At 41.7% G+C, this 12343-nt stretch carries 14 protein-coding genes; all 14 read left to right on the top strand.

Going from position 1 to position 12343, the window contains the following annotated elements:
* The first annotated feature begins 5 nt into the window (after positions 1–5).
* The 14 genes from pxpA (at position 6) to QNH43_RS11870 (ending at position 12313) form a co-directional block, all read left to right on the top strand.
* Complete coding sequence (pxpA, locus tag QNH43_RS11805; protein ID WP_283917973.1) at positions 6–764, top strand: 5-oxoprolinase subunit PxpA; 759 nt, start codon at positions 6–8, stop codon at positions 762–764.
* Positions 765–884: 120 nt separating this feature from the next.
* Positions 885–2024 carry an NRAMP family divalent metal transporter gene (locus QNH43_RS11810; RefSeq protein ID WP_283918343.1) on the top strand — a complete coding sequence of 380 codons (1140 nt, stop codon included), beginning with the start codon at positions 885–887 and terminating at the stop codon, positions 2022–2024.
* Positions 2025–2114: 90 nt separating this feature from the next.
* Positions 2115–2906, top strand: a complete 792-nt coding sequence (locus QNH43_RS11815) for a putative hydro-lyase (protein WP_283917974.1) — start codon at positions 2115–2117, stop codon at positions 2904–2906.
* A 23-nt stretch (positions 2907–2929) separates the two neighbouring features.
* Positions 2930–3685: a 5-oxoprolinase subunit PxpB gene (gene pxpB, locus QNH43_RS11820; RefSeq protein WP_283917975.1), complete on the top strand. Its 756-nt coding sequence runs from the start codon at positions 2930–2932 to the stop codon at positions 3683–3685.
* Positions 3682–4677: a 5-oxoprolinase subunit C family protein gene (locus tag QNH43_RS11825; RefSeq protein ID WP_283917976.1), complete on the top strand. Its 996-nt coding sequence runs from the start codon at positions 3682–3684 to the stop codon at positions 4675–4677. Before pxpB ends, QNH43_RS11825 begins: the two co-directional genes overlap by 4 nt.
* 263 nt (positions 4678–4940) lie before the next feature.
* On the top strand, positions 4941–6023 hold the full coding sequence (locus QNH43_RS11830) for a hypothetical protein (protein ID WP_283917977.1): 1083 nt from the start codon (positions 4941–4943) through the stop codon (positions 6021–6023).
* Entirely contained in the window at positions 6010–8178 is a 2169-nt protein-coding gene (locus tag QNH43_RS11835; RefSeq protein ID WP_283917978.1) for a molybdopterin oxidoreductase family protein, read from the top strand. Before QNH43_RS11830 ends, QNH43_RS11835 begins: the two co-directional genes overlap by 14 nt.
* Positions 8179–8739 (top strand): 4Fe-4S dicluster domain-containing protein, encoded by a 561-nt coding sequence (locus tag QNH43_RS11840; RefSeq protein WP_283917979.1) that lies wholly within the window; start codon positions 8179–8181, stop codon positions 8737–8739.
* 11 nt (positions 8740–8750) lie between these two features.
* Positions 8751–9278 carry a QcrA and Rieske domain-containing protein gene (locus tag QNH43_RS11845; RefSeq protein WP_283917980.1) on the top strand — a complete coding sequence of 176 codons (528 nt, stop codon included), beginning with the start codon at positions 8751–8753 and terminating at the stop codon, positions 9276–9278.
* On the top strand, positions 9268–9459 hold the full coding sequence (locus QNH43_RS11850; RefSeq protein WP_283917981.1) for a hypothetical protein: 192 nt from the start codon (positions 9268–9270) through the stop codon (positions 9457–9459). Before QNH43_RS11845 ends, QNH43_RS11850 begins: the two co-directional genes overlap by 11 nt.
* Before the next feature lie 5 nt (positions 9460–9464).
* Positions 9465–9776, top strand: coding sequence for a hypothetical protein (locus QNH43_RS11855; protein ID WP_283917982.1), 312 nt, complete (start codon positions 9465–9467; stop codon positions 9774–9776).
* Positions 9763–10050: a hypothetical protein gene (locus QNH43_RS11860; RefSeq protein ID WP_283917983.1), complete on the top strand. Its 288-nt coding sequence runs from the start codon at positions 9763–9765 to the stop codon at positions 10048–10050. The genes QNH43_RS11855 and QNH43_RS11860 overlap by 14 nt, the downstream gene beginning before the upstream one ends.
* Complete coding sequence (locus QNH43_RS11865) at positions 10043–11548, top strand: nitrate/nitrite transporter (RefSeq protein WP_098371814.1); 1506 nt, start codon at positions 10043–10045, stop codon at positions 11546–11548. Before QNH43_RS11860 ends, QNH43_RS11865 begins: the two co-directional genes overlap by 8 nt.
* 114 nt (positions 11549–11662) lie before the next feature.
* The gene (locus QNH43_RS11870; protein WP_283917984.1) at positions 11663–12313 is read left to right on the top strand and encodes a sensor histidine kinase; all 651 of its coding nucleotides are present in this window, start codon (positions 11663–11665) and stop codon (positions 12311–12313) included.
* Positions 12314–12343 lie beyond the last annotated feature (30 nt).

Raw genomic sequence — 12343 nt, forward strand, 5'->3', positions numbered from 1 at the left:
ATCGTATGAACACGGTTGATTTGAATTGTGATTTAGGAGAAAGTTTTGGCGCTTACCGTATTGGTAATGATCAAGAGATTTTGGATTATGTAACATCTGTCAATGTAGCTTGTGGATTCCACGCTGGTGATCCGACAGTCATGAGAAAAACGGTTCAGCTTGCTTTAGGGAAAAATGTCAAAATCGGAGCCCACCCAGGTTTACAGGATTTAATAGGATTTGGCAGGCGCAATATGAATATTTCACCACAGGAAGCTTATGATATTGTCGTCTATCAAATTGGTGCATTAAATGGCTTTCTGCAATCCGAAGGCGGAAGTATGCAGCATGTGAAACCGCATGGGGCTTTGTACAATATGGCCGCAAAGAACAAAGAGTTATCCATGGCCATTGCCGAAGCTGTATATAAAGTGAATCCCGAGCTTATCTTATTTGGTTTGTCGGGCAGTGAATTAATACGTGCCGGACAGGCTATCGGATTGCAAACCGGGAGTGAAGTATTTGCCGATCGTACCTACCAACATGACGGTTCATTGACTTCCCGATTGGAAAAGGACGCAATGATCGAAAACGATGATGATGCCGTTGCGCAAGTCATTCGCATGGTGAAGGAAGGGAAGGTTCTGTCCCAACAAGGCACAGATGTGGCTTTAAAAGCAGATACTGTTTGTATTCACGGGGACGGAACACATGCTTTATCCTTTGCTCGGCATGTTAAAAAGTCTTTAGAATTATCTGAAATAACAGTCAAGTCCTTTTCTTGAAAGAACAAAACAATCAGGAGGTAGATTCCATTGGAGCCAATCAAAAATACAACAGCACAGGAAAAGAGTCCGAATAAGTCAAAAACAAACCGCACTTTATTGTTAGGTGCAGCATTCCTGATGGCAACATCGGCAATAGGACCAGGTTTTTTAATGCAAACAACGGTTTATACACAAAGTCTTGCGGCAAGTTTCGGATTCGTCATTCTTATTTCGGTCATTCTTGATATATTTGCCCAAACAAATGTATGGCGCATTATAGCTGTATCCGAAAAACGGGGTCAAGAGATTGCAAACATGGTCCTTCCTGGGCTGGGTTATGTACTTGCCGCACTGATCGTTATGGGCGGGCTGGCATTTAATATTGGAAATATCGCAGGAGCCGGATTAGGTCTAAATGCGATGACGGGAATATCCCCCACGGCCGGGGCGGCAATAAGCGCGGTCATCGCCGTACTGATTTTTGTAGTGAAAGAAGCAGGAAAAGCGATGGACCGTTTTACGCAAATTGCCGGATTTTTCATGATTTGTTTGATGATTTATGTTGCTTGGACAACCTCTCCTCCAGTCGGGGAAGCGGTAGTGAGGACTTTTGCACCTGATAAAATCGATATTATCGCAATCGTTACATTAGTGGGTGGATCTGTAGGCGGCTATATTACATTTGCAGGGGGACACCGTCTCTTGGATGCAGGCGTGAAAGGTGTTGGAGCATTACCTGAAGTCACAAAGAGTTCGATAATGGGGATATTGATCACTACGGTCATGCGTGTTGCATTATTTCTAGCCGTATTGGGTGTTGTTTCGAAAGGTTTACAAATTGATCCGGGTAACCCTGCAGCATCCGTTTTTCAACTCGCAGCTGGTAATGTAGGATATAAAATCTTCGGTATCGTAATGTGGGCGGCCGCAATCACATCAGTAGTTGGAGCGGCATATACTTCCGTTTCATTCATCAGAACATTCAGCGAAAAAATTAATAAGAAGGCGAACTGGATAATCATTGGTTTTATTGTCGTTTCGACCATTTGCTTTCTATTAATTGGTCAACCGGTTAAAGTACTGCTAGTAGTCGGGGCCATCAATGGACTCATTTTACCAATTGCCCTTGGGACATTGCTAATTGCCGCATATAAGAAAAACATCGTGGGTGATTATAAGCATCCTTTATGGTTAACGATTTCCGGTGTGTTCGTGGTAGTCATCATGGCGTTAATGGGCGTATATACATTAATGAAACAACTGCCAGCACTTTTTTAATGATTAATGAACGAATATCCATTAAATTTAGGTCGAAGTGGTTTGCCAGTTTGCCACTGGCTGCCATTTCTTAATAGGAGTTGAATACTAATGATCGATCTTTCTCAAGCTACCCCGGCTGAGTTGCGTTCAATGATTCGAAACAACGAATTGATTAAACCGACTGCCGGCATGGCTAACGGTTATGCACAAGCGAACTTAGCCATCTTAAAAAAAGAGCATGCTTTTGATTTTTTATTATTCTGTCAGCGCAACCCTAAATCCTGTCCATTGCTGGACGTTACGGAAATTGGTTCACCCATTCCTGCATTCGCAGCAAAGTCTGGGGATATACGTACCGATATACCTAAATATAGGGTATATAGATATGGGGAATTAGTGGAAGAAGTAACGGATATCTCAAACTATTGGGAAGACGATATGGTTGGATTTTTGATCGGGTGCAGCTTTACATTCGAACACGCCCTTTTGAATAATGATATTTCGATTCGCCATATTGAAGAGGGATGCAATGTGCCTATGTATAAAACCAATATTCCATGCATTGAAGCAGGGATTTTTCATGGGAAAATGGTAGCTAGCATGAGGCCGATTCCACAAAAGGATGTGGTGAGGGCAACGCAAGTGACATCGCGGTTTCCTGCAGTTCATGGGTCACCAATCCATATTGGTGACCCTGAAGCGATCGGAGTTTCCAACATTCAGCATCCGGATTTTGGTGATCCAGTCACGATTCGTGATGGGGAAGTCCCGGTTTTTTGGGCATGTGGTGTAACGCCGCAATCCATTGCTATGGAGACCAAACCGGAGATCATGATCACGCATGCACCTGGACATATGTTCATTACGGACATTCGTGATGAGAAATTAGGAGTTTTATAACTGACAGAAAGAGATGAGTCCCTATGCCTGAAAAGCTATTGAATATAACTGCATGTACACTTTCTCCATTGGGCGATTCCGCAATCGTGATTACATTCGGGAATGGAATGGAATACAGCATACACAAAAAAATAAAATTGTTAATGGATTTACTTGAAGATGAACCTTTTGCAGGATTTATAGAATGTGTACCCGCATTTACTAATTTGACGGTTTTTTATGATCCATTTGTTGTTTATAAGGATCAAAAAAAAAGCAATGATACGGAAATATCTCCTTATGAAGCGGTCCGTTCCATCATGGAAATGAAATTACAGGATTTAAAAGAAATTAAGGAAATCTCACATCGAACAGTTTCCATTCCCGTGTGCTATGGGAAGGAATATGGACCGGATTTGGAATATGTTGCCCGTTATAATGATTTGACTACTGATGAAGTCATTCACATTCATTCAACCGGGGAGTATTTGGCCTATATGATCGGGTTCGCACCAGGTTTCCCGTTTCTTGGCGGAATGTCGGAAGAAATAGCGACACCTAGGCGTTCCTCTCCCCGAATGACCATTCCTGCAGGGGCAGTAGGAATCGCCGGTATGCAAACGGGTGTATATCCTATATCTACACCTGGTGGATGGCAATTGATCGGACAGACGCCAACCAAACTATTTTTACCGAATGTAAATCCTCCAAGTCTATTACAAGCAGGAGACATCGTGAAGTTCCAACCGATAACGGATCAAGAATATAAAGAAATGATCCTTAAGGAGGGATTACAGTGAGCCTGCGCGTAATCAAACCGGGATTATTGACGAGTATACAGGATCTTGGAAGAAAAGGATTTCAGCAACATGGGGTGATCGTAAGCGGGGCGATGGATGGACATTCTTTACGAATTGCCAATATGCTGGTTGGCAATGAAGAAGGAGAAGCGGCATTGGAAATTACTTTAATGGGTCCGACCATTAAAATCGAGAAAAATTGCCTGATTTCGATAACGGGTGGAAATTTATCACCTACAATCGATAATCACGCTATTCCGATGTGGAGGCCCATTCTTGTGAAAAATGGATCGATGCTTCGATTTGAAGGGTGTAAATCAGGTTGCAGGGCTTATTTAACAGTGGCGGGAGGCTTCGCCATTCCTGAAGTTATGGAGAGCAAAAGCACTTATCTAAGGGCTGGGATTGGCGGCTTTATGGGGAGGGCATTAAAGGCTGACGATGTCTTGGAGTTTAATGAACCTTCGAAAACTCTTGGTGATAAGGCGTTCAACGGGTCATTTTCCTTCCCAAATTGGTTTGTCAATGAGAAGGAGTTCATGCCAGGAGGAAAACCTCTCATCCGTTTCATCGATGGAAGCCAATATGAAAGTTTCACAGATTCAAGTAAAGATAGTTTTGTAGCGGGGGCATTTAAAGTTTCCAATCAATCCGACCGCATGGGATATAGATTATCAGGACCGACACTGGAATTAAAGGATAATGGGGAGTTATTATCTGAAGCGGTCACAAATGGGTCCGTTCAGGTTCCTCCTGATGGAAACCCGATCATTCTCCTTGCGGATAGCCAAACGACTGGCGGATATCCTAAGATGGCACAGGTGATCACGGCAGATTTACCAAGTATCGCGCAGGTTAAACCAGGGGAATCCATTCAGTTCTCACGGGTGAACCTGAAGGAGGCTGAAAAGCTTTTGCTTCAAAAAGAACGACAATTGAAGGAATTGCAGGTTTCGATATCCTTAGCCCTGAACAAATGGCTGGATACATAATTCCGCCTGCAAAACGATGAGAAAGTACTCTTTAAGAGTACTTTCTTTTTTTGATTCCTTGTACAAAGTAAATGATAAGACGTTTCCGTTCTTAGCCCTTTACCAATTTAAAGTGTTGACCGTTCTGACATCAGTACGGTTTTTTTATTTGCAAAAGTTAAGGGGATTTTTCCAAAAGGATAGGGAAGTTCCCCGATATGGAACATTCGGGCAAGATCTTACAATAAGGGTATGGTAATTGTTTGTAATGAGGAGGAATAGTAATGCAGGCAAAGGTCACAGCAATTCAAAAAACAGGAAAATCGATTGATGATGCTTTTGCATCACATTTTGCCAAGTCTATGTTTCTAGCAGTTTGCGGACTTGTATTCTTATCGTTTATTGGTACGAGAATGTTTACCCACGTAGATTTAAACCTTTATGGCTATATGGTGGGGACGTTAATTTTTATTGGGGGTTTTTTTTACAGATTTATCGCATGGGGAGAAAGGCCGCCAACAAAGGTTTTCATAAAAAAAGGAATCAAGATTCTATTTAGGAAATCAACGCCTAAAACAACAGTTGAACAGTTAGCGACATACAACTTCATCTGGAACAGGGGAATTTACCGATGGACTCAGCACGTTCTAATGGGCTGGGGATGCATTCTTTCCTGCTTCGTGACATTTCCTCTGGTATTTGGATGGATGTATTTCACCATGGACGACAACGGTTACTACCACATCATCGCAATGGGGATCCAGGTAATGACAGTACCAGCTAATGGGATCATTGCGTACTTATCATATAACGCCCTGAACATTACCGCTCTAATGGTCATTGCCGGAGTATGCATGGCTCTTTATCGTCGCTTGAAAAATATGCAGGCAAGGGCGGAACAACAATTCATGTATGACTTCCTACCATTATTCATGCTGTTATTGGTCAGCGTTACAGGATTGGCATTAACGTTCATGAACATCTTTTTGCACGGTGCAGGACAGCCAGCCATGTCCTTGATTCACCAGTGGTCCGTCATCATTACATTGATTTATCTTCCGTTCGGAAAACTTGCTCACATACCATTCCGCCCACTGAGTGTATTTGCTAGAAACTACAGAGAGCATTATGCGGAACAATCGATGAAAGGATGCAAAGTTTGCGGTAATGAGTTTGTTTCAAAAGAACAATCAAAAGATGTCATAGAGGTTCTCGGTAAGAATGATATAGAATTTCAAACGAAGGATGGCCACCATCTTGCTGAAATGTGCCTACCTTGCCGAAGAAAATACCGGATAGCCCAATTTTCCGGTTTCCCTGTCCACGAGGTAAAAGTTAAGGAGGCGAACCAGAATGCAAAGGGATAAGTTTTTCAAAGAGGTGGAGAATGTGTTGCACCCTAATGAAACATTGGTTAAAACGCATTGTGCATATTGCGGAATGCAGTGCGGGATGAATTTACGGGTAAATAGAGCGACAAATAAAGTCATTGGGGTTGAACCACGTTATGACTGGCCCGTAACTGTTGGGAAAATGTGTCCAAAAGGGGTTACAGCTTACCAGCAGACGAACCATGATGATCGCATTTTAACACCGCTTATTCGTGATGATGCATCATTAAAGGGAACAAAGGAAGGCTTCCGAGAAGCAAGCTGGGATGAAGCATATGATTTAATCGCGAAAAAATTCAGTGCGCTTCAAAAAAAATATGGAAAAGATGCATTATCCGTTTTCAGCGGCGTATCAATGACGAATGAAAAATGTTATTTAACAGGGAAATTTGCACGTGTGGCTCTTGGAACACGCTACATTGACTATAATGGCAGATTCTGCATGTCTAGTGCGGCCGGGGGATTCCTTCGTTCTTTCGGTGTGGATAGAGGTTCAACTTTACCCTGGACAGATATTCATGAAACGGATTGTTTATTTCTTGCAGGAAGCAACACAGCAGAATGCCATCCAACTTCTATGTTCCGTGTTTGGAACGTTCAAGAAAGAGGCGGTTACATTATCGTGGCGGATCCCCGCGAAACGCCTGTTGCAAGAAGGGCGGATGTTCATCTTGATTTGAGACCGGGAACGGACCTTGCCCTTGCTAATGGAATCTTAAATGAATTAATTCAAAATGGTTATGCTGATGAAGAATTTATTAATTATCATACAAATGGATTTGAAGAAACAAAAGAGCTTGTAAAAGAATTTACGCCGGAATATACGAGTGAGCTTACAGGTGTTGCACCGGAAAAGATCATTCGCGCAGCAGAGATTTACGGAAAAGCACCGAATGCAGTTGTCATGTTTGCCCGTGGAATTGAACAGCAGCATAAGGGCGTTGACAATGTTTCGGGATATACAAACATGGCGCTTGTGACAGGTAAGATTGGCCGTCCGAAGTCTGGTGTAGCAACATTCACTGGTCAAGGAAACGGACAGGGTGGACGCGAGCATGGTCAGAAAGCGGATTTATTGCCAGGATACCGGAAAATCACGAATCCTGAACATGTAAAAGAAGTTTGTAACGTATGGAATATCACTCCGGAGGAAATGCCTAAGCCTGGTGTTTCGGCATATGAAATGTTTGAACTGATGGAGCAAAAAACGATTCGCGGATTGTATCTGCTATGTTCTAACCCTGCAGTATCTGCCCCTAATTTGAATTTTGTCAGAAGCGCGATGAAAAACCTGGATTTTATGCTGTGTTCCGATTTCTATCTTTCTGAATCAGCAGAGTTTGCAGATGTGATCCTGCCGTCCGTAACGTGGTCGGAAGATGAAGGAACAGTTACAAATCTTGAAGGACGCATTATAAAGATAAATAAAGCACAAGAACCAATCGGAGAATCTAAGCCAGATTGGCAAATGCAAGTAGAGCTTGCAGAACGTCTTGGGAGAGGAAGATATTTTTCCCATATGAAAACTGCAAAAGATGTGGCAGATGAATTCAGACTGGCCAGTAAAGGCGGAAATGCAGATTATTACGGCGCCACATGGGATAAGATTGACAAACAGGACGGAGTATTTTGGCCTTGTAAGGATGAAAATGACAAGGGAACGCCGCATATGTTCCTGGATAAAAAATTCTATCACGCAGACGGTAAAGCGAAAATTTGTGCACTTCCTTACCGTCCCCCTGCTGAGGAGCCAGATGACAAATATCCGCTTCGTTTAACAACTGGACGTGTCGTTTACCACTATTTATCAGGGAACCAGACGAGAAGAATTCAGTTCCTTCGTGATATGTGTCCGGAACCTTATGTGGAAGTACATCCGGATACAGCAAAAAAATACAATATGGACCATGAGGATAAGGTCCGCCTGTATACCCGAAGAGGTGAGGCAATCTATAAAGTGAAAATTACAGAAGCAATTCGTGAAGACACTGTATTTGTTCCATACCACTTTGGGCACGAGCAATCCATCAATCTATTAACCATTGCAGCGCTTGATCCAATCTCTCGTATGCCGGAATTTAAGGTCTGTGCAGCCCAAATGGAAAAAGTCGAAATAAAGAAGGTGCAATAAATGAAAAAGAGGCTCTACTTAGAACTTGAAAACTGCATAGGATGCAGGTCATGCCTAGCGGCTTGTACACAATGCGGAGGGCATGAAGAGCGGAACAGAAACTATGTATATGATGTAAACCCTCTGGTCAATCGGCAAACGATGCCTCTTATGTGCCTTCATTGTGTAAATCCTGCCTGTGCAAGGAGTTGTCCGGCCCAGGCAATCCAAATCCATGAGACAGGGGCCGTGTTATCAGCACTTGTTGAAAAATGTATCGGCTGTCAAAATTGTACGATTGCTTGCCCATACGGGATACCAAAATTTGACACTGAACAAAACTTAATGTACAAATGCGATCTGTGTATCGACCGGACAAAAGACAGGATCCCGCCAATGTGTGCAAGTGTTTGTCCGTCCAATACACTTCAATGGTTAACAGATGAAGAAATTGAAAATAAGAGAAATCAGTTTAATCTGGATAATGGAAAATGGGTGACTAGCCTTCCTTATCTTGAAAGTGAAACGAACGTTAAGGTGAATCTCCCAGGTATTTTACAGGGGATAACTAAGCTATATTAGGAGGGATTAAAATGCCGTCAGATAAAAATAATAAAATTCCCTTTAATGAAGATAATTACACTCATAATATTGAACGGAATAATGAAAGAAAGCTTGACAGACGTGGGTTCATGAAAACATTGGTGGGTGCTGCTGGCGTATTCGCCATTTCCTCCCTTCCTTGGGGGATGGTAGCGGCTAAAGAATTGATGGGGCTTGGGGAGAAGGAGTATCCTCACAAAAAAATCACAGATGTAAGCAAACTTGCAATTGGTGACGCAATGAATTTTAAATTTCCAGGTGATCATGATGATGCCATTTTGATCAGATTGTCAGAAAAGAAATACGTAGCATACCAAAATGCATGCACACATCTTCGCTGCCCGGTTTTCTGGGTGAAGGAAGAGGGAGAGATGATCTGTCCTTGCCATCATGGGAAATTTGATGTTGAAACAGGTGTTCCGACTGCAGGGCCGCCAAGAAGGCCGCTGCCTGAGATTCAGGTGAAAGTGGAAAATGGGGCGGTATACGCAGTAAGGGTGAAGCGTTATGAAGTTTAAGTTTATAGGTGTCGCATTGCTTTGTGCCTTCTTGATGATGAATATTGTATTTACCCAATTCATGGTTCACCAATTTTATTATGAAAATTATATAAATGTTCTAATTTTTGGTGGATTAAACATTGTTGTGTTTCCTTTAGCGTTATATACGTATAAAAAAACTAAATACGAAAAGGCGTGAATCAAATGAACAGCGAAACTTACATTGATTTATGTTTTGTAAAAGAGGCATCCGTAAACTTTTCTTCTGAAATCGATAAGCTTCTTTCAGAATTATTTAAAGGCTCCCGCCTTAACTGGTATTTGGATGAAAAGTCAATGGATGGGTTAGATATTGTAGTTGCCGAAGTAAAGGGAATGAGTGGTTGGGAATCTGAAGAAGAAACAATTGAATTCATCGAGAATCATGCAGATGATAGATTATGGAAATATTTACATGGTTATCAAATATATGTATACAGTGCAAAGAGAGGGTGCAATACATGTGGCACACATTAAATTGGAAGGTTTACAATCATTAGTCTCGGAAAATGCTAGAGTGGCAATCTTGGATGATGATGGACAGGATAAAGCGCATTTTGTTTCTAAAACGATTGTTAAGGTGGAAATTTGTCCTGACAAGACACATATACGGATATATTTTGACCACCATAATTTTTTCGCTGTCCCTTTGGCATGCAATATTGCTAAAAATAAAAATGAGTGGTCAGCTTTTGACGAAAGCACTGGTTTACAATATGTAATTAGAAGAGAGTGTGATCAGATTGATTAGGAAAATACAGCTTCCATTACAGACTTTAAACTTAGTAGTAGGATTTATGGTGTGGGTATTAATTTCCTCCCTGATGCCATTTATTAAAGAAGATATTGCTATACCGGAAGGTCAGCTTGCACTGGTGACAGCCGTTCCGGTTATATTGGGATCAGTACTTCGTATCCCCCTTGGCTTTTACGCCAATCAGTTCGGGGCAAGGAAAATTTTCCTGATTAGCTTTATTTTACTATTGTTTCCTGTTTATTATATCAGTATTGCCGATTCCCTTGCCGATTTATTGATTGGAGGACTTTTCCTTGGTATTGGCGGAGCCGTATTCTCTGTTGGAGTAACCTCTTTACCTAAGTATTATCCAAAGGAACGTCATGGCTTTGTAAACGGCATTTACGGTGCAGGGAACCTTGGTACGGCAGTATCGGCTTTTGCAGCACCTGTTGTAGCCGAGAATTTTGGCTGGTCAACAACTGTACAGCTTTATCTTGTGATTTTGGCGGTCTTTATCGCAGGTAACTTTCTGTTAGGGGATAAAAAAGAGCTGAAAGTAAAAACACCGCTTTTAGAACAAGTGAAGAGTGTCTACAAAAATGAAAAGCTATGGCTGCTAAGTTTATTCTATTTTATAACATTCGGTTCTTTTGTTGCATTTACTATCTATCTGCCAAACTTTCTGGTAGCGAACTTTGGATTGGATAAAGTTGACGCCGGTTTGAGGACAGCAGGCTTTATTGTTCTTGCCACTCTTATGAGACCAATTGGCGGATGGCTTGCAGATCGCTTTCATTCTCTCATTCTGCTCATGTTCGTTTTCGGAGTGTATACAGTTTCAGCTATGATTTTATCCTTTGCTCCATCGATTGGCTGGTACACTTTTGGTTGTTTGAGTATTGCCCTATGTGCGGGAATGGGAAATGGTGTCATTTTCAAACTGGTGCCCATGTATTTCCAAAAGCAGGCTGGTATTGTGAATGGTATTGTTTCCGCAATGGGCGGTTTGGGAGGTTTTTTTCCGCCATTAATTTTATCCTTGTTATTCAATATCACAGGACATTATGCAATCGGGTTCATGGCATTGTCAGAAGTTGCCCTTGCAAGTTTGATTTTAGTTGTCTGGATGTATTTCCAAGGCAAAATGGGGCTTGCCAAAGAAGTGATTGATCATACAATAGAAGGGATTCTCATTACCGATACCACCGGCAAGATCATTTCAGTAAACCCTTCGTTTTGCAGTATTACGGGTTATCAGGAAAATGAAGTAATAGGGAAGAACCCCAGTATACTTAAGTCAGGTAGACAGCCTCAAACTTTTTATGAGGATTTGTGGAAATCCATTGAGATAAATGGGTTCTGGCAAGGTGAAATCTGGAATAGCCGAAAGGATGGACAGCAATACCTACAATGGCTGACCATTAGTTCGATAAAGAATGATGCAGGGGATGTCGTTCAATATGCAGGAATGTTTAGTGACATTTCAAGTCATAGAGTGAAAAAGGCATAAAATGAACTGTGTACATGAAAACATTGGATTTGAAGGCTGAATGGGAGTTTTCAAGAACCAGAAATTCTAACTGAATGGCCAATAATCAGCGACAATCGAAGAAGGAGGGTGGGAATGAATACTCAGCCACTCAAAAACAACCTCAGTTCTTATATCATACAAACACATGAAGAAGAAATTAAAAGAATTGCCATGGAGCTTCATGAAGGAGTGGGGCAGTCCCTTTCCAGTCTCTTTTCCGGAATGCAGCTCATTGAAACGGCAATCGAACAGCCTGCCATGAAAAGCTATGCAGGTGATCTGAATCTATTATTGGAAAAGACAATTCAAGAAATCAGGCATTTGGCTGTAGAATTGCATCCGCCTACCCTTACAACTCTTGGGCTTATTTCAGCGATAAAAAGCTACATAAGATTATACACTTCAACCTACGGCCTTGAGGTTGAGCTGGAGAACCATGGGATTGAATCGCAAATCTCTGATAGGGTTAGCATTACACTTTTCAGGGTCTGCCAAGAAGCATTGGTGAATATAGCAAGGTATGCTGACACAACGAAGGCATGTATGATATTTAAATGGGAAAAAAGCAGGTTATTGATTATGATTAAAGATTCAGGGAAAGGGTTTGAGGTTGAAGCCGCTATGAATAAGTTGAGCGGGCTTGCTGCCATGTGTGAAAGAATGCATTTGATTGGCGGAAATTGTACCATTGTTTCAAAAATAGATGACGGGACTTCTATAGAGATTTCTCTGCCATTATATTAAAATGCTAAACAAGGGGTTTGCGAATTTTGC

The organism is Peribacillus simplex (genome assembly GCF_030123325.1).
In the GTDB taxonomy this organism is placed as follows: Bacteria; Bacillota; Bacilli; order Bacillales; family DSM-1321; genus Peribacillus; species Peribacillus simplex_D.